Annotated in this window: 15 protein-coding genes; 7 read left to right on the top strand and 8 right to left on the bottom strand. The window is 44.3% G+C overall.

Annotation, left to right across the window (positions count from 1 at the left end):
* Positions 1-4 precede the first annotated feature (4 nt).
* From L9Q39_RS07025 to L9Q39_RS07015, 3 genes are all read right to left on the bottom strand, one after another.
* Positions 5-1,093 (bottom strand): alkene reductase, encoded by a 1,089-nt coding sequence (locus L9Q39_RS07025; RefSeq protein ID WP_237484383.1) that lies wholly within the window; start codon positions 1,091-1,093, stop codon positions 5-7.
* Positions 1,094-1,102: 9 nt separating this feature from the next.
* Positions 1,103-2,200 carry an alkene reductase gene (locus tag L9Q39_RS07020; protein ID WP_237484382.1) on the bottom strand — a complete coding sequence of 366 codons (1,098 nt, stop codon included), beginning with the start codon at positions 2,198-2,200 and terminating at the stop codon, positions 1,103-1,105.
* Positions 2,201-2,384: 184 nt separating this feature from the next.
* Positions 2,385-3,266, bottom strand: coding sequence for a LysR substrate-binding domain-containing protein (locus L9Q39_RS07015; RefSeq protein ID WP_237484381.1), 882 nt, complete (start codon positions 3,264-3,266; stop codon positions 2,385-2,387).
* Between the two features lie 189 nt (positions 3,267-3,455).
* On the opposite strand from L9Q39_RS07015, the gene L9Q39_RS07010 reads away from it, so the two are divergent.
* The 5 genes from L9Q39_RS07010 to L9Q39_RS06990 all read left to right on the top strand — a co-directional run bounded on the left by L9Q39_RS07010 (position 3,456) and on the right by L9Q39_RS06990 (position 9,355).
* Entirely contained in the window at positions 3,456-4,652 is a 1,197-nt protein-coding gene (locus L9Q39_RS07010; RefSeq protein WP_237484380.1) for an MFS transporter, read from the top strand.
* Positions 4,653-4,735: 83 nt separating this feature from the next.
* Positions 4,736-5,428, top strand: coding sequence for an SDR family oxidoreductase (locus tag L9Q39_RS07005; RefSeq protein WP_237484379.1), 693 nt, complete (start codon positions 4,736-4,738; stop codon positions 5,426-5,428).
* 570 nt (positions 5,429-5,998) lie between these two features.
* Positions 5,999-7,225, top strand: a complete 1,227-nt coding sequence (locus L9Q39_RS07000) for an IucA/IucC family protein (RefSeq protein ID WP_237484378.1) — start codon at positions 5,999-6,001, stop codon at positions 7,223-7,225.
* A gap of 451 nt (positions 7,226-7,676) precedes the next feature.
* Positions 7,677-7,925: a hypothetical protein gene (locus tag L9Q39_RS06995; RefSeq protein WP_237484377.1), complete on the top strand. Its 249-nt coding sequence runs from the start codon at positions 7,677-7,679 to the stop codon at positions 7,923-7,925.
* Positions 7,926-8,125: 200 nt separating this feature from the next.
* On the top strand, positions 8,126-9,355 hold the full coding sequence (locus L9Q39_RS06990; RefSeq protein WP_237484376.1) for an MFS transporter: 1,230 nt from the start codon (positions 8,126-8,128) through the stop codon (positions 9,353-9,355).
* Positions 9,356-9,521: 166 nt separating this feature from the next.
* Here the strand turns inward: L9Q39_RS06990 and L9Q39_RS06985 are convergent, their stop codons facing one another.
* The 3 genes from L9Q39_RS06985 to L9Q39_RS06975 form a co-directional block, all read right to left on the bottom strand.
* Complete coding sequence (locus tag L9Q39_RS06985; protein WP_237484375.1) at positions 9,522-10,028, bottom strand: outer membrane beta-barrel protein; 507 nt, start codon at positions 10,026-10,028, stop codon at positions 9,522-9,524.
* A gap of 107 nt (positions 10,029-10,135) precedes the next feature.
* Positions 10,136-14,056 (bottom strand): ATP-dependent RNA helicase HrpA, encoded by a 3,921-nt coding sequence (hrpA, locus tag L9Q39_RS06980; RefSeq protein WP_290369130.1) that lies wholly within the window; start codon positions 14,054-14,056, stop codon positions 10,136-10,138.
* 216 nt (positions 14,057-14,272) lie between these two features.
* Positions 14,273-15,544, bottom strand: a complete 1,272-nt coding sequence (locus L9Q39_RS06975) for a MipA/OmpV family protein (protein ID WP_237485525.1) — start codon at positions 15,542-15,544, stop codon at positions 14,273-14,275.
* A gap of 270 nt (positions 15,545-15,814) precedes the next feature.
* Here L9Q39_RS06975 and L9Q39_RS06970 point away from each other — a divergent pair, with 270 nt between their 5' ends.
* Complete coding sequence (locus L9Q39_RS06970) at positions 15,815-16,171, top strand: VC1380 family protein (protein WP_237484374.1); 357 nt, start codon at positions 15,815-15,817, stop codon at positions 16,169-16,171.
* Between the two features lie 147 nt (positions 16,172-16,318).
* A complete protein-coding gene (locus tag L9Q39_RS06965; RefSeq protein ID WP_237484373.1) occupies positions 16,319-16,774 on the top strand; it encodes a tellurite resistance TerB family protein in 456 nt (151 codons plus the stop codon).
* A 51-nt stretch (positions 16,775-16,825) separates the two neighbouring features.
* Here L9Q39_RS06965 and L9Q39_RS06960 read toward each other — a convergent pair whose 3' ends face one another.
* The gene (locus tag L9Q39_RS06960; protein WP_237484372.1) at positions 16,826-17,356 is read right to left on the bottom strand and encodes a 3'-5' exonuclease; all 531 of its coding nucleotides are present in this window, start codon (positions 17,354-17,356) and stop codon (positions 16,826-16,828) included.
* 87 nt (positions 17,357-17,443) lie between these two features.
* Positions 17,444-18,979 carry a sensor domain-containing diguanylate cyclase gene (locus tag L9Q39_RS06955; RefSeq protein ID WP_237484371.1) on the bottom strand — a complete coding sequence of 512 codons (1,536 nt, stop codon included), beginning with the start codon at positions 18,977-18,979 and terminating at the stop codon, positions 17,444-17,446.
* Positions 18,980-19,181: the final 202 nt, after the last annotated feature.

Raw genomic sequence — 19,181 nt, 5'->3', positions numbered from 1 at the left:
TGGATTAGATCTGATAAGTTGTATAATCGATGTAGCCCTCTTCTCCGCCTCCGTACAAGGTGAGCCTTGCATTGGCATCAAACTCACTCAGTGGTAAATCATGTGCAAAGCGGGTAACTAAATCTGGGTTCGTTACGAAAGGAGTACCAAAGGCAACGAAATCAGCATACTGCTTATCTAGCAACTGTTGTGCAGATTGCTTGGTCAGCTTTCCTGCTATCATGATAGGCTTTGGATACACTTCGCGAACTTGCTTACGAAATGTTTCTGGAACGTCAACATAACGAGAAATTCGCTCAGAAAAATGAACATAAGCTAAGTTCATCGGTGCCATTTTTTCAAGTGCTTTTAGCGTAACCTCAATGATTTCAGGATCCTCATCAGCAAAACCTTCGATCACGTGTGGAGAGACGCGTACCGCGACTTTATCGCTACCGATTTCGTTGACGACCGCTTGTAACGTTTCCAACAGAAATCGCATACGGTTTTCTTGACTACCACCATATTGATCTTGACGTTGATTACTCTCTAGACGCATAAATGTATCAAACAGATAGCCGTGTGCAGCATGGATTTCTACACCGTCAAAACCCGCTTCGACAGCATTTCTAGCCGCTTGGACAAAATCAGCGCTTGTATTCTCGATGTCTTGAAGCGCCATTTCTTGCGGCGTTTCTGTTTCAATCATTCCGAACCCACCTTCTGACAATGGACCAAAAACTTGATCGGGTACTTTAATGGCTGACGGGGCCAAAGGTTGTTCACCAGAAATAGCAGAATGACTACGCCGCCCAACATGCCAGAGTTGGATAAATATCTTCCCTCCTTCCTCATGGACAGCCTGAGTCACTTTCTTCCAGCCTTCAATGTGCTCTTCTGTGTAAATGCCTGGCGTCATAGAGTAGCCTCGACCTACGGCTGAGACCGGTGCACCTTCAGTGACAACCAAACCTGCACTGGCACGCTGACGGTAGTAAGTTGCCATCATCTCGTTTGGCACGTCACCAGGTTGAGATGTGCGTGAACGAGTCATCGGAGCCATTGCAATACGGTTTCTTGTCTTGAGTGCGTCACCTTTAAATATATTAAACATATTTTCCCCTTAAGCCTTATACGTTGGATAATCAATAAGCCCTTTTTCAGTGCCACCAAACAAGGTGTTTGGATCATGCTCTGCCAATGGGTAGCCGTGAAGTAGACGTTCAGGAAGATCAGGATTCGCCACAAAAGGTCGGCCAAAGCCGATCAGATCAGCCAGACCGTCATTAATAGCTTGTTCAGCTTTTTCCGCATTATAACGACCTGCATAAATCAAAACGCCTTGGTAACACTCTCGTAAGGCATGTTTAAAAGAGACTGGCGTATCGGGGGCGTCATCCCAATCGACCTCAGCAATATGCAGATATACAATACCGTGCTTATTCAGTACCGCTGCTGCTGCGGTATAGGTCTCGATAGGGTTCGCATCTACGGTGCCATTTAAGGTAGTCAACGGAGCCAGACGAACACCTACACGGTCAGCGCCAATCGCTTCAACTAATGCTGCAACGACTTCATCAAGAAAACGAAGACGATTTTCCAGGCTACCACCGTATTCATCGTTACGGTTATTAGCTTCCGAGTCTATGAATTGGTTGATCAAATAACCATTCGCCGCATGAAGTTCAATGCCATCAAAGCCAGCTTCAACGGCATTCAATGCCGCTTGACGATAATCTGCGATGACTTGTTGAATATCCGATTTTGTCATTGCTCTAGGCTGCACGACGTCAACAAAACCAGGTTCATCACTGCCATTATCAACGAATACTTTTACGTTTTCCGCTTTTAACGCTGATGAAGAAATCGGTTGTTCGCCACCGATATTGTCGGGATGAGTGACTCTACCTACATGCCAAAGCTGCGCGAAAATTGCGCCATTTTCAGCATGTACTGCTTCAGTCACTTTACGCCAGCCTTCGATTTGCTTAGGTGTGTAAATACCAGGCGTCCATGCATAGCCTTTTGCATTGGGTGAAATTTGTGTGCCTTCGGAGACAGTTAAACCTGCACTGGCTCTCTGCGCGTAATAAGTCGCCATCATTTCATTAGCGACATCGCCAGGTTGACTTGCTCTGGAGCGTGTCATAGGAGGCATGACGACGCGGTTTTTGAGAGTCAACACCCCCAATTTTATAGGTTGAAAAAGTGATTTAGACATAATAAGCCCTCTTATTTCTTGAGGGGAATACTAACAAAATCACCGCAGCACATTGATAGCAATAAAGACAAATGATACTTGTTAAAATTGCAATAATACATCGACTTTTATAGGTATCTGTTTTGTCCAAGGTGCTAGAAGAAATAGCCTAAGCGAGGTACGAAGTTACCTCACTTGGAACGATTTACAGATCCAGTTTCGGCTGAATAAAATCGATAAAAGCAGAAATCCGCTTGGCAACAGAAGAAGACTTATAGTAAACCGCATTAATTTGCTCCCTGCCTGAGTTGCCGATTTTTTCACCTTCTAACAAGGCAATTAATCTTCCTTCCGCAATATCTCTTTTCACCATAAAGCCCGATAGACAGGCGATTCCATTTCCCATCAAAGCAAGTTGTCTAACCGTTTCACCGTTACTTGAAGTCAGAGTTGGTGTCAGTCCTGAAAATCCTTTCAGCGGCCATTCATTAAGTGTTTTTGGTGTTGAAAAGCCGATGGTATCGTGATGTTCCAAATCACTACTCTTACTCGGAAAGCCGCGCTTTGATAAATAATCAGGTGAAGCAACAATGTGAAGTAAACTTCGGCCAAGAGGCCTAGCATGTAAGGTTGAATCATTTAATGCGCCTATACGAATAGCGATATCGGTTTTCTTTTCTAGTAAATCAACAAAACCCTCATTGGAGGTCATCTCTAACTCAATATCAGGATAGGCTTGATTGAATGGCTGAACGAGTGGGACTAACTGGTGAAACACAAACGGACTAGCGGCATCAACACGCAGTCGCCCTTTGGGTAATTCTCCACGGGATATGATCTCTTCTTCCGCTTGTTGTAACTGCATCAATCCAATTCGTACCGAATCCACAAATTGCCGTCCCTCATCCGTTAATTCAATCCGTCTTGTCGTTCGGTTTAATATGGTCACGCCAAGTTGGCTTTCCACCTTACTCACTGCTCGCGATACCCGTGCGACCTGTATATCTAAACTATATGCTGCCGCCGTAAACCCGCCAGTATCGACCACAGAAAGTAGAATTTCTAAATCATCCGATTTCGTCCTCATGCTTACTCACCATTTACTTAACGATTTAGTTTTAATTATTGCATTTATAACAAATATCATTTGTTAAATAACCTATTTTTTGCAAAGTAATTTCCGTGCAGAATCCTCACATCGATTAGCGACACAGCAACTGGTTGGTAATCAGATTATCGGCTGTGCACTAAAACCTTATAAAAGAGAGTAAATGATATGCCATTAGCACTTCTCGCATTGACGCTAAGCGCCTTTGCTATTGGAACGACAGAATTTGTGATCGTAGGGCTGATCCCGACGATGGCTTCTGACTTAAATGTCTCATTACCATCCGCAGGACTGCTAGTGAGCCTTTACGCATTGGGTGTCGCGATAGGCGCACCGGTATTAACCGCTTTAACCGGTAAGTGGAACCGTAAACACGTGTTACTTTCGGTTATGTCATTATTTGTGATCGGCAATCTATTGGCCTGGCAAGCACCAGGTTACAACACCCTTATCTTTGCTCGCATTTTGACTGGTTTGGCTCATGGTGTGTTTTTCTCTATCGGCTCTACGATTGCTACAGGTCTTGTACCTAAAGAAAAAGCAGCAAGCGCGATTGCGATTATGTTTACAGGATTAACTGTTGCGCTAGTGACAGGCGTGCCACTTGGCACTTACATCGGTCAAACCTTTGGTTGGCAATCGACTTTTCTGATTGTTGCGCTATTGGGATTGATTGCGTTGATTGGTAGTGCTTTCTTAGTGCCAAGCAACCTAAAACAGCCTGCTGCCGCTAAACTGTCATCGCAGTTAAAAGTGTTAACCCAGCCAAGGCTACTACTCGTTTATGCGATTACGGCATTGGGTTACGGTGGTACATTTACTGCTTTCACTTTCCTTGCTCCAATTTTGCAGCAGGAAACAGGATTTAGTGCCAATGCTATTAGCCTAATTATGTTGGTGTACGGTGTATCCGTGGCGATTGGTAATATTTGGGGCGGAAAAATGGCCGATAAGATGGGACCAATTAAAGCGCTGACGATTATTTTTGCAGGACTCGCGACTATCCTAGTGATATTTAACTTTACTGCTGTTAACCCTATCGCAGCGGTAGCGACTATTTTAGTTTGGGGGGCTTTTGCATTCGGTAATGTTCCTGGCTTACAAGTTTATGTAGTGAAACTGGCTGAAAAATACACCCCTGATGCTGTGGATGTTGCATCTGGTCTAAACATTGCGGCGTTTAACGTTGGTATTGCTCTTGGCTCTTGGGGAGGAGGTATGATTGTGTCTGAAATGGGATTGATGCATACCCCTTGGATTGGTGCCGTGGTCGTACTTGTTGCGTTGGCTCTGACTCAAATCAGTGGTCGCCTTGATAAGCGTACCGCAATTCATTTGTCGGAAAAAAGTGTACTTGTGAAATAAGCATCATAATTTCCATTAGAAACTGGTCAATGCTCTGCATTGACCAGTTCATTCTTACTTTGCATCAACTTAGGTACTACATAATGAAAACGGTTTTCATCACGGGAGCAAATCGAGGTTTAGGACTCGAGCTTGTCAAACAATACGCTCTGCGGGGGTGGAATGTCATTGCCTGCTGTCGTGACATTCACACCGCTCATGCATTGACCCTCTTGGCACAAAACTATCCCACTATTTCTACTCATACGTTGGATGTCAGTAATGAGTCCCATATTCTCGCTTTGACCGAAAAATTTGCAGACATCGCCATTGATGTGCTTATTCACAACGCAGGTGTGAGTGGAGACGAATGTGAAAGCTTAGGTAATATGGGGCAAAAAGAGTGGATAAATGTATTAAAGGTCAACACCATTGCGCCCATGTTGATTACACAGGCTTTACTTAATAACATTCTTGCTGGCGAAGATAAAACTATCATTGGAATGACCTCGATACTCGCTAGCATCGATGATAACCGCTCTGGTGGTCGATACAGTTACCGCGCATCAAAAGCCGCCCTCAACCAAATAATTAAATCTTTGGCCTGTGAACTATGCGAAGCCGATGTAAAGACCATGGCAATTCATCCAGGGTGGGTACAAACCGATATGGGAGGTCAGGATGGAAAGGTGACTGTAGAAAATAGTGTTAAAGGCATGCTTAATGTCATCGACAATCTAAGACTTAAACATTCAGGTTCATTTTTTGTCTACGATGGCACTCAATTACCATGGTAAGCCCAGTAGTTATGTCACATGCAAGCTCCAAGAGTATGATATGCTTTTCCGCTCTATAGTATTAATCCTTTTTATTGTCGCTTTGCTCGGGTGGTATTTACTCAAAGCCACCCGAGATCTTTCCCAATTTGACTGGGATTGGGATGACGATGAGATCCTATAAAGCTTGTTACACTCATTTATCACAATCACCAAAATCATGTATCACATCACACCTGTTGCGGTGTCCACGCCCTCACACGCTTTGGTAGATCCCCTTCTACAACGTGATGGCGAGGTTTTATCTTAATTCATAGCAAGAAACGAGTAGCTCCCAGCTTAATAAAACATGCATTAACTGAACGCTTAATCAAGAGTCCGGTATCACTGAGCCGATCAGAAGTACTATTTCTCACCAACTGGACACGCTTTCCCATCCATAAGAACAATGGAAATAATCATCGACTTCAGTGTCAATAACTTATAAATTAATTGTACCAAGTCCCTGAAAATTAGCGCTTTCGTCCTGTCAACAGATTGTGACCTAGGTGTTTGATTGAATTTTTCTCCACGGTTCAGGTTAAGACCAATATGTTAATACCCCACTTATATTATCTTGAGAGATATCGCAATAAAGGTACTCGAACCTACAGCACACATGCTTCGTTTACAGAAGCTGTTGATTGCTATCGACCGGATTCTGATAGAGAGCAGTTTGAACTTCCGGTGCTGACTCTGCCGAAAGACAAAGTGAACATCTACCTCGCCAATCCAACACAAGCGCTAGCAAATAAATTTATTGGTTCTTCGGAGGTGAATTTCTGTATCCACCCGCAAGTGTTGGAGGCTCCAGGCGCAGATACTTCCCCATTGCGAGGCGAAGCGTTACCACAACAAAATAGTTCAATATCGGTTGTTCCAAGTTCATCGACGCGAACGCTGTTTGTTTTGGATGATGAGATACCACATGCAGTAAAAGTCCACTTCCCTTTTAAGGTATCCCGATACACACGCAAAATGCGTGACGAAGTGATAGAGCAAGCGGTCAATGTCTCTTTGGAGCTAGAAAATGGCATTGACCAAATGGGAGACGATTTCGCCTATTTACGCGAAGTCATCGGTATCAGCTATAAACAAGAACAAACGTTAGACCAAAGGGGTGAAAACTGGGGCTACGTGGTACGAGATATGCGACCTTTCCCATATGTTGCAGAAGCTCGCAAACTAATACCGGGATTTGCACTATTCGGGGAGGACTTCTACCAACCCGATACCCCGCCCATTCTTTACGGATTGATCGCCGAGCAAAACCCACTCGATTTTGTGCTGCACAATATTATGCTACCTATCGTTCGGCACTGGGTCGATTGTTTCCGTCACTTTGGCTATATCATTGAGCCTCACGGACAGAACGTTCTGATAGAGCTAGATCAATCAAACGCTATCACCCGTATTGTTCATCGCGACTTAAGTGTTGGCATTGATATGAGAAGAAGAAGAGATATTGGTCTGTCCAGTGACAAACTCAACCAATATAACCGAATGGAAAACAGTGCTTTTCATAGTATCGCTTATGATCGCTTTATGGGAAATCACTTCTTCACTCGTCTCGTTGAGTGCTGTATTGCCAAGTTTCCCTACCTAGCGAAAGAAGATTTCACGATTCCTTGTCAAAGAGAGTTTGCTCGGCGACTACCAGAGTACCGAAATTACTTTCCGAAGAACATCTGGTATTTCAGTGAGGAAAGGGATCCGTTTAATAAACCCCTCTACGAAGATACGGGCGTTGTACCAGAATGGCGACCATGTGATGAGTAAAGGTGTGTATAACGGGCATTGCCACTAATTAGCGTCTAGTGAGTCAGTGGCGATTCATTGATTGCTCTTGGTTCTCATGAAAACTGCTATCGTGACGTAAAAAATAATGACTAAAGAGTGAATAGCCGCTATCTCACTAGACGCTAACTTAGCTCTCCATCATATGGTTTTTATTCTCTACAGGTGGTAGCTGATTGCTTTTTGATATGCCTGTCCTTTTATCCTTCTTTTATCCTCTTTTATCCCTTCATCCTTTTAAGCCATCGCCACCAGACCAGATTTTAAGTGCTCGTGATGTTGAGTGATGGTGTTTCTGGTTTTAAGCTACTCCCTTCTTTTTTAGGTCAGCCATCTTTATCTAGCCATATATTGCCACTTTCCTTACAATATTCGATTTCTAAACAGGCTCGATTTTAAGTGCCTGTGCTGTTAACAACACAAAGAGATAACAATGAACATCGATAACAACGAGATAACCACCCTAGACGAGCTTAAACAGTTTCTAATTCAGGTTGAAAGCGGTGTATTAGGTTTGCAGAATGTTGGTGGCGTTGCGTTGGCAACTTCAAACTCTGATGGTCGCCCCTTTGTTGCTGTGTTGAGTGAACAGCATCAGTTGTTGCTGGGACGTTGGGTGTCAAAAGAAGTGTATGACAATGGCAAAGATATGGTTCGTTTTGGTGTCAACAATAAACACTAAGCGATTGATTATCTGTTAAATAGTGAGCGGAAAGCACGACAAGGCTTGCCGCTCATTTAAATCAATAGCTCCCTCCCCTATGTGCTTGTATTGGTCTAGCTCGACGTTTATTCAACCGACATTAAACCTTCATCATCCTGTCACTTTTAACTGCAATCATTTCCACAATTCTGGAATTATAATTATATTTAGGTTGATGGATGACATTTCCTATCGCGATTTTCGCTATCGCACAAACTCTGTTGTACGCATGTTTCTACTATATTTTCCCTGCCACACTGCTTGAGTGGGAGGCGATGACTTCATGGAATCGTATCGATATTACCCTTGCGTTTACCTTATCCATTGCGATTTCTGGCTTATGCTCGCCTATCGCCGGTCATTTTATTGATAAGGGTAAAGGTCCGATTGTGATTGCTGCGGGCGTGATGCTCGGCGGTTGCTTGTTATGGTGCTTGCAATACGACTTATCGCTGACCCAGTTTTATCTTATTTGGATTGGGATTGGTATTGCGATGTCCAGTTGTCTCTATGAGCCGATATTTGCTTATATCATTAAGTATCGTGGTCAAAAGGCGAAAGCCGACATTACCACGATTACATTAGTCGCCGGATTTGCGAGTACCCTGTGTTTTCCCACTGTCCGTTATTTACTGACCCATTACACCCTTAGTCATGTGATGATGGTAGCGGCTGTATTGGTGATTGGTTTGGTATTGCCCTTTTATTGCGCCTGTCGCCAATTGAAGAACCAAAGCGTCGAAACGTGGGAACATCATTCAACCGCTCAGTTTAGCGAGCGCAAGCCCTCCGCCCTCTCCCTCATCAACAATCGGATATTCTTGTTACTCGCCGTCAGTTTCGCGCTGCTTGGTTTGGCTCATACCGTGGTGATTAGCCACCTTCTGCCACTATTGGATGAACGAGAGCTCACATTACAAAGCGCAACATTAATCGCCTCGTTGATCGGACCGATGCAGGTATTTGGGCGGATTGTGTCAATTTTCGCAGATAAAGTGCTTAACTTGGTGAACCTTACCTTGAGTTGTTTTATCGGCATCAACTTAGCGCTTATCGCCCTCTACTTTGCGGGAGACAATCTTGCATTATTGGTGATCTTTGTGATGTTCCAAGGAGGAAGCTACGGCGTGATCAGTATTATGAAACCATTGGTTATCAAACACTTTATGGGGAAAAGCAATATGGGAGTGATCTCGGGAATGTTAGCTTTGCCTTATTTACTCTGCTCAGCGATTGCGCCTTATCTTGGCTCAATTATCTGGCAAACGGGCAGTTATTACGCGGTTATCTTGTGCATGTTGTTATTTAGTGCCATCGCGCTAGCCTGCTTTACGGTATTAACGGGATTATCGAAACGAATGGACAATGACGAGGCAACTGACCACCTAGATTTGGTGCAAAAGTCTTAATTGCTATGTTTTCATTCTTATGTCTTAATTTCTATGCCTTGATTACAGTGTTCACTGAAAACGCAACGCTTCGATTCGTGACATTGTCACCTATGGGTGAGTATAAAAAAACGGTCGTACTATCACGACCGTTTTAACCAAAACTCTAACAGTGAGACACACTCAATTAGAAGATATGAATCGTTGCGTTAAAGCTGAAGCTATCCAGTTCTTTATCGCTACTGATGGTTTTTACACCACTGAAACGTTGCCAACTTGCACCAATTGAAAGTAGATCGGTAACGAAATAGTCAGCGCCCAGACCGTACATGATATCAGTACCGTCGGCATCGTTTCGACTGCTTAGACCACCTTTGTAGCTACCTTCAAAGTAGTGAAAGCCGCCTTTAGCCCACAGTTGGATTGGACCAATATCGATGCTTGGCTTTAGTGCTCCATACCATGAACCCATCTCAACATGACCGCCAGTCAAGTCGTAGCTACCATGTTTCCAGTAACCACCTTCAATACCAATAATAGGTAAGATGCCAGTACCCACATGGAAACCCAGTGGAGTATCGCTGTTGCCATTGTAATCTGCACTACCTGCAGATACACCACCATATAACCAAGCGTCAGCGAAAGCTGTAGTCGATGCGCCAGCAAGCATAAGCGCTAATAGTGTTTTTTTCATCGAGAACCTTCTCTTGTTTTAAAGTGAGATGTCACCACCGTTGGTGACATCTCGTGTTTTACATCCTTGCCCCTGTTAATTAGGCAACTTGCATAAATTTTTTAAGATTAACACGCATCTATGGCGTTGATAACACGTTTATCAGACACGGGATAAGGTGTACCAAGCTGTTGAGCAAAGTAGCTTACTCGTAACTCTTCAATCATCCAACGTATCTGTTTCACGTTATCGGGTACTTTCATTCCTTTCGGTATCTTATTCAGTAACTCTTTGTAATTTTGTGTCACTGATTCAACTTTTAATAGATGTACCCGATCTCTATTTGGGTCAATCGGCAGTTTTTCCATGCGGCGCTCAATCGCTTTAAGGTAGCGAAGAATGTCGGGTAAACGTTGCCAACCACATTCCGTGGCAAAGCCGCGGAAAATCAAACCTTCGATTTGTGCTTTGATATCAGACAGAGCAAACGCCATCGCTAAGTCGACACGACCTTTGAGCTTTTTGTTGATCTGAAAAGCGGTCGTCAATATGGTTTCGACTTGCTGGGCAATATCGACCACGGTGTCACCCAACTCAGCGCGTACATGCTCTTTCAGTGCTTCAAATTTATCATCTTGCCACACCAAACCGCCCTGTTGTTCGATCAGCTTATCGACCCCACAGGCGATACAGTCGTCAATCAGATCCATCACTCGCCCGTAAGGGTTAAAGTAAAGTCCGAGCTTTGACTTGTTCGGTAAGTTCGCGTGCAAATACTTAATCGGTGACGGCACGTTTAACAAGATCAAACGACGTTGACCTTCTCGCATCACCAACTCTTGTTCCGCTTCGGTTTCAAACAGTTTGATTTCAACACTGTCTTTATTATCGACTAAAGCTGGATAAGCTTTAACATCAAAACCACCACGTTTTTGCGCGTACACCTTAGGCAGTGAACCAAAGCTCCAAGTGTGCAAACCTTGTTGCTCGATGTCATCATCCGCTACTTTTGACAGCGTTTGCTGTACTTTCTCTTTCAAGCTTTCTTTAAGCTCGTAAAGATCGCGATGCTCTTTAAGCTTGCGATTGCGGTGATCAACGGCGCGGTAAGTGATTTTTAAGTGATCCGGAATTTGCTCAAGGTTCCAATCTTCACGCAGCACTTCGGTTCCCGTCATACGACGTAACTCTTTTTCTAGTGCGTCTAGCAATGGCATCTCCATTGGAGTCACGCGAGCAAGAAATGCTTGAGCATAGTTAGGTGCAGGAACAAAATTCTTACGCAGACTCTTTGGCAGTGCTTTGATTAAGGAGATAATCAACTCTTCACGCAATCCCGGGATCTGCCAATCAAACCCTTGTGGCTCGATCTGATTGAGGATTGGCAACGGAATATGCACCGTAACCCCATCATTGTCTTCACCGGGTTCAAACTGGTAGCTGAGCTTGAGCTTAAAGCCCGCTTGGTGCCAGAAGTTTGGATAGTCCAACTCCGTCACATGACTGGCGTCACCTCTAAACAGCATCTCCTTCTCAAAGTTGAGTAGTTCGCTGTCGTTAGCGCTGGCTTTCTTCCACCACGTATCAAAGTGACGACCTGAAACGACTTCTGTGCCGACACGCTGGTCATAGAAGTTAAACAGCTCGTCATCGTCAACTAAGATATCGCGACGGCGAGATTTGTGTTCTAACTCTTCCACTTCCTGCAATAGCTTGCGGTTCTGCTTAAAGAAGGCATGTTTGGTTTCCCAATCCCCTTCAACCAAGGCACTGCGGACAAATATTCCTCGGCTAATCACCGCGTCGATTGGTCCATAATTCACTAAGCGCTTCGGTACAATGGGCACGCCATACAGCATGACTTTTTCATGTGCCATGACCGCGGCACGTTTTTTCGACCAATGTGGTTCGCTGTAGCTGCGTTTAATCAGATGCTTGGCGACGGGCTCAATCCATTCAGGTTGGATCTTCGCCACAATGCGCCCCCACAATTTGGACGTCTCGACCAACTCGGCGGAGATAATCCATTTGGGCTGTTTCTTAAATAGACCGGAGCCAGGGAAGATATGGAAACGGGCATTACGAGCGCCCTGATAATCGTTTTTCTCCTGATCTTTCACACCAACATGGGATAACAACCCGACCAACAGCGCGGTATGAATCGACTGATAATCCGCCGCTTCTTGGTTGAGCTTGCCGTCCATTTCACGCATTGCTTGATGGATCTGAAAATAGACGTCTTGCCATTCACGTACCCGAAGGTAGTTGAGGAAATCTTGCTTACACTGCTTACGGAATTGATTACTCGACAACTCTTTTTGTTTGCCTTGCACGTAGTCCCACAGGTTCACAAAGGTGATGAAGTCTGACTCTTTATCAAAGAAGCGCTTGTGCTTGTCGTCGGAAGATTGCTGTTTATCACTCGGGCGCTCTCTAGGATCTTGGATTGAGAGCGCAGAAGCGATCACCATGACTTCTTTTAAACAGCCAAGGCGCGGCGCTTCAAGCACCATACGCGCTAATCTTGGATCGATAGGCAGTTTCGCTAACTGGCGACCCATCGTCGTCAACCGCTTACGCGGATCTTTGACTTTATCGTTGATTGCGCCCAACTCTTCCAGCAGGCGAACACCGTCTTGAATGTTGCGCTTGTCCGGTGCTTCAACAAATGGGAAGGCCTCAATATCGCCCAAACCAATCGCCGTCATCTGTAAAATAACCGACGCTAAGTTGGTACGAAGAATTTCTGGGTCGGTAAACTCGGGACGGGATTCAAAGTCTTCCTCGGAATAGAGGCGAATACAGATCCCCTCTTCGACACGACCACAGCGACCTTTACGCTGATTGGCGCTCGCTTGTGAAATCGGCTCAATCGGTAAACGTTGTACTTTGGTGCGATAACTATAGCGACTGATACGCGCTGTACCCGGATCGATAACGTATTTAATACCGGGAACCGTTAATGACGTTTCTGCGACGTTGGTGGCAAGCACAATACGTCTGCCGCGATGAGATTGGAAAATTTTGTTCTGCTCACCCGCGGACAAACGCGCATAAAGCGGGACGACTTCAGTATCTTTCAGATTACGCTTATTGAGTGCATCTGCGGTATCACGGATTTCACGTTCACCGTTCATAAAGATAAGAATATCACCCAGTCCTTCATCACATAGCTCATCCACCGCGTCGAAGATGCCTTCCAGTTGATCTCTGTCGGTATCGTCATCACCACTAAGCGGTCGATAGCGGGTGTCTACTGGGTAGGTTCGACCTGACACTTCAATAATTGGCGCATTGTTGAAGTGATTAGAGAAACGCTCGGGATCAATGGTAGCAGAGGTAATAATAACTTTAAGATCGGGACGCTTGGGCAACAACTCGCGCAGGTAACCCAAGATAAAATCAATATTAAGGCTACGTTCGTGCGCTTCATCAATAATGATGGTGTCATATTGATTCAGATAACGGTCATGCTGTATCTCTGCCAGCAAGATACCATCAGTCATCAACTTCACTTGCGTCTGGTCTGAGATTTGATCGTTGAATCGAACCTTATAACCGACAAAATCACCGAGATTAGATTCCATCTCTTCCGCGATTCGGTTAGCGACCGAGCGTGCGGCGAGACGTCTTGGCTGCGTATGACCAATAAGACCAAACTTACCACGCCCCAACTCAGCACAGATTTTAGGTAGCTGAGTGGTCTTACCCGAGCCCGTTTCACCCGCCACAATCACCACTTGGTGATTGGCAATCGCATCGGCGATATCTTGTTTCTTCTGACTAACCGGCAGTAGCTCTGGATAACTGATTTTTGGTTTATGATTTTCACGCTGTTGCGCGACCATCATTGATTGAGCGATATCCGCAGCGATCTCGTCAAAAACCGCAGAGCGAGCTTGTGGGTTATTAATTTTGTTCGCGCCTGAAATACGCTTTGAGAGACGAAAACGGTCTTTTATCATACAGTCATTCAGTGCTTTTCTTAATGACTGTGCGCTATTGGTTTTCGCGGAGACTGAACTGTCTTTGTGTTGCGAGGAAGTCAAAACGTTCCCTAGTTTACTTTTCTATTTAAAAACTGCTCGGATTGTAGCACAGCTTATAAATGGAGGTTAACAACAACTAACAGCAAATCATTGAGTCAACAATGTTTACGATTAAACAGTGTCTACGACTAAACAATGTTTGCGATTAGTTGTTTGCTCTGAAGAGCTTGCCCGGCTTTGATGTTTATCCGGCTTTGCTATCTGCTCGTTAACCCATTAGAAGTGGTATTGCAGATACACCGTATTGTAGTTGCTTCCGCCCTTGATACGCCCGTATTGCGAGGCGGTTTCAAATATCGAGCTACGGTGGTGAAGTGAATAACCTAGCCACCAGTTTTCCAAGCGGTTACTTTTGGTCAACGAAGCCAAACTCACATCTAAAGAAATATCGATATAGTTCATAAACTTATTGGAGCGTTTCTCTTTTTCATCCATCTCGGTCTGTTCGATATACGTCACGCTATCAATATAAGAAACACCGTTTCCTACACCTAAGCGGAAATCTACCGGCCAAGTAAAGGTGTAGTAAGCTTTAAGCAGAGTTACAAACTCGGTGCTTGCACTTTGCACTTCGGAGTCCCAGTGATGAGCAATACCCGGGCTAAGATAAATGTCTAAAGGCAGACCAAACAACTCATCCGTGAGTGGATGACCATAAAATACCGAGGTAAGTTGGTTGTTGTAGGGATCTTTCTCGCGATTAAACGAGAAAATTTCGTTCATGTTAGACGGTGTCGCCCAACCATGTGCCACTCTTACATACGGTTTTGGACCTTTGCTACTTATCCCCTGTGAGCGCGACTTGGTTTTGGTTTTATCATTAAAGAAACCAAAGCCAACAAACACCTCCCCCTCGAAGCGTTGATCAATGACCGAGGCGTGATAGGCATTATTGTCTAACATGCGTAGGTTGGTTTCACCGAGTAGATACAGGTTGGAGTAAACATGATACTTCGCTTCAACACCGACGCTATAATCTAAGCCCGCCCCAATACTTTCGCTGACACCATTGTATTGACCGTAATACTGCGAGTTGAAATCCGCATCTTTGTAACGCAAGGTGACGTTAGGTTTCAGCTCCAACGCACCCAGTTCATATTCACCCAATAATCTCAAATTACCGTGGTAGCGATGACCCTTATCTGAAAGCAGTTCGGCTTGAGCTACCCAGTTCTGATCCATTTGATATTGAAGTTGTAACCCGAAATCAGCGCTATCTCCACCATTCTGGTTTTGCTCGTCTTTGGGGATATCAACAAATCGAAGTCGACCAATAGCATTCAATTGCCAAATGTCATCATCGCTGTTGTATAAATGCGCGCCTGCAGTGAGTCCATCAATAAACACATAATCGTTTTGAAAATACAGGGTTGGAATAAAAGTCGATACCGATGTATCCGCGCCTTGAGTGTCAAAAGATATCGATGACGTGCGCCAAAGCGCAGCGATGCCCCACTCCTGCTCACTTAACTCTGTCGCCAAAATCATCGTCGGCGTCGCGCCGAAAACCAGTGCTAAAGTGAAAGGGACATGGCGAAAAATCATGATTTTAGAATCTCCGAAAAACTAAAAGTTACAAATTAAAATTATACATTTAATTGAGTGAAATAAACGTCAACGAGCGCTATCTATTGTAGGTAGACCTGTTATATTATGTGCGCCTCGACATAAAACTGTCACTATAACGTCATTAATTGGCTTTTTAATCAAATTAATTGATATTATTGAGTGACCTAGCCCGTTCCTATTTGAAGTATCGTGAACCTAGTAAAACTGCTCGACATCCTTAACCAACTCCCAAAAGACCAGAATATTCAAGTGGTTACCGGGGAAGACTTTTTACCAGAACGTCTGGTCGATATTCATCGTGATCACGATTTACTCTTTATGCAGTTTGATAACGCTCCAGATGAAGGCGAACAAACTGAAGAAGGTCGTGGTTTTGTCGATCATGAGATAGAACTGTTGCGTTTACGTCTTGAACAAATTGTTAGTCAAAGTGACGACAAACAGCAAGTTGCGGATGCCTTGCTCGGTTTCTTTTTGATTGGTCATGAAGCCTCAAGCTCAGAATTTGTTGAGTTGCTTGAGAATATGGACACAGAAGCTCACTAAATAACTGCCAACGACTTCCCCTTTACAACTCCGATTCCAATAGACTTGTATTCCTATCCATTAGCGACTATTTATTAATGTCACACTGTTTTCTTTCTCATCCCAGAAAGTCAGAGTGTCAGTTTCATCATGATAAAGAGAATGTTTATGTTTAATGCTATTACTTCAATATTTAAACAACTTATTGAAGGAGACGATCTCGCCACCCACACCCACCGCCCCACTCCAGAACTCGCGATCGCTGCTCTGCTAATCGAAGTTTCGAAGGCTGACCACACGGTTGAAGCAGATGAAGAGCAAGCTAAAGTGGCGCTGCTATGTCGCTTGTTGACACTGGAGGCACCGCAAGCCGAGGAATTGATAACTCGCGCCAACGCCTTTGTAGAACAATCGGTTTCACTGTATGACTTTACTTCGCAACTACGTGAATTACCCCAAGAGAAACGTTATCACTTGATCAAAGCGATGTGGGATGTGGCTCATGCCGATGGTGTGATTGACCCGCTCGAAGACGCCGTTATTCGCAAAGCGGCGGAATTACTCTATGTTGACCATAGTGAGTTCATTCGTGCGAAATTAGAATCGTCGCAAGCTAAACCATAAGAAAGAGCGATGGTCGAACATCGCTCTTTTACGTGTCATTAATTCGTTGTATCACAGTAAGGTCAAAGCAAGCTTGGCCAGATTATAGGCATCGACATAGCCAGAGTGCTGTCGCCCTTCCCATTCAATACCCTGCGCTTCTTGTGCTGCTCGGTGCCCAATACGCTTATCTTTCAATCGTTTCTGCATACGATAGACGGTAGCAAGATTAATAAACTCTTTGAATGGTGCATCGATCTGCTTGGCGGCACACTCTTCAAACAGAATAAGGTCATCTCGTCCCCAAGCGGTATAGATTTTATTAGGGCCGCCAAAGTTTTTGATCATCGACTGGATAACGGATTGCAACGGACGCCCTTGCTTGGCGATTTTTTTAGGCGTGATCCCTGTTAATTCGGTGCAAAACAGGGATATCTCATCTTGTTCAGGCTTTACATAGTATTGCGCGCGTTTAACGATCTGTTGCTTAACCAGATCTATCTCAGCTAAACCGACCTCAATGATCTCGCCTGTTGTACCAACACCATCCTTGTTCCAACAACACATCTCAAGATCAAAACAAACAACGCGATTATAATTCATAGCCCTAACTGTCTTTATTTAGTAACTCGCCAATTGTAGCGGATAGCAATTAAAAGCTCGACCCGTTACTGGCTAAGTGTTGCTTTATCACACAACACTGGCTCTATTTCGTCCTTGCTCCTTACTAAAGTAGAGCTGTTCATCGGCGCGGTTTAACAACTGTTCTAATTGCTCGCCCCGGTAAATTGCTGCACCAATACTCAAGGTGCATGAGAAATCATGATCAATATCGGGCCATTCTAAATGTTCGATTTGGCGGCATAAATTGGAAAGATAATGGCCTAACGTGAGATAGTCATGCCTTTCTGAGATAATTGCGAACTCATCGCCACCCAGTCTAAACACTGTATCTTTATCTGATACGTAACCTCGCATAAAGCAGGCTACTTTACGCAGAATAGCGTCTCCGGTGACATGCCCATATTGGTCGTTGATCGTTTTGAAATTATCAATATCAACAATAACTAATGAGAAGCACTGATGGCGCTCAATTTGATATTCCGCCAGTCGGTTAAAGGCTCGGCGATTATAGACTTCGGTCAATGGGTCGCGATCGACGAGATATTGTAAGTCGCGAGTACGGCGACTGACCAACATCGCCAGTCTGTACTGCTCCCGCAACATCAGTTGTACAACATAAGCAAGCAACAATGAAATTACGACACCGCTAAAGGCGATACAAGCGAGCAGAAATATATCGCTGTCAGACATTCTATGGTCTTGCTTGAATTGTAGAGTCCAATCATGGTTATAAAACTTCATCGTCACTTCGGTGACTTGACCTTGATTACTGTCCCAGTGAGAATTTTGATAGAGAATAGTGTTTGAAGGGTCGGATAGCGCGATATCCAAGACACGGACTCCGATATCTTGCCCCCAAGAGGTATGAGTAACCATATTGTCGAAGTACACCGTGGAGCGTATCGCACCAACAACGACACCTTGCAAAGTTTGACTGCCCGATTTGAACACAGGATAAAATGCTAAAAACCCACGTTGGGGCTGCCCTTCTACCGCTCGATCCTGCAACAAGACCGTGCGCCCAGAGATAGCGGGAAGTCCGGTGCTTTTTGCAGCATCAATCAATTGAGTGATTTTGGGGTTAGAAGGATAGAACCCAAGAGTTTCAACGTTGGCTTTATTGATAGGAAAGGTATCACTAATCAGATAAATCGCTTTATTACCATCACCGACATAGCCTTGTTTGATCACTCCGAATTCAGGCATCGTTTTTATGCTATAACCGGGAAATCGCGTACGCATTTTTGCGACATAATCCGTTATTTGCTCCGGATACACCGTCTTCATCCACTGCATGGCGACAAGGCTTTTAGAGTTAGCTATCAGTGGTTGTGCGAATGTGGAAAAATGAACCCATGCGGGAGGGTTGGTCGCTTGAAAAAAACTGGCACCTGCGCCAATAAAACTGATGTCATTGTTGACCAGTGTTTCGAGAGACTCAACTTGCCTATCAATAAAAAACTCAACATTGTTTTGTGTCGTCTGTTTCTGCCCAATACTCACTAAGTGTAAGATCAAAACCGTGAACATTATTCCGCAAACAAACACAGTTAGAGAGTATCGCTTAACGCCGCGATCCTCTAGGTTGACTCGTGTTACCATGCTCTAGCCCTAGCTGACTTGATTATTGTTATTTTGTCAGTTGCATCATCTGTTTAAATGAAAAAGTAACGGCAAAGGTGCCAATTTGTGTAATTTTTTTACATTTTTACATAAAGTTAGCATACGCAACACCATAAAGTGTCAAAAACAGCCGCCATGATCACTATAAAAGGTCTAATCTTTAATTTAAACGTTGAATTTT

It is taken from the genome of Vibrio hippocampi (assembly GCF_921292975.1).
GTDB classification, from domain to species: domain Bacteria; phylum Pseudomonadota; class Gammaproteobacteria; order Enterobacterales; family Vibrionaceae; genus Vibrio; species Vibrio hippocampi.
The sequence above is the reverse complement of the archived record's forward strand: the minus strand, read 5'-3'. Positions and strand labels throughout refer to the sequence as shown.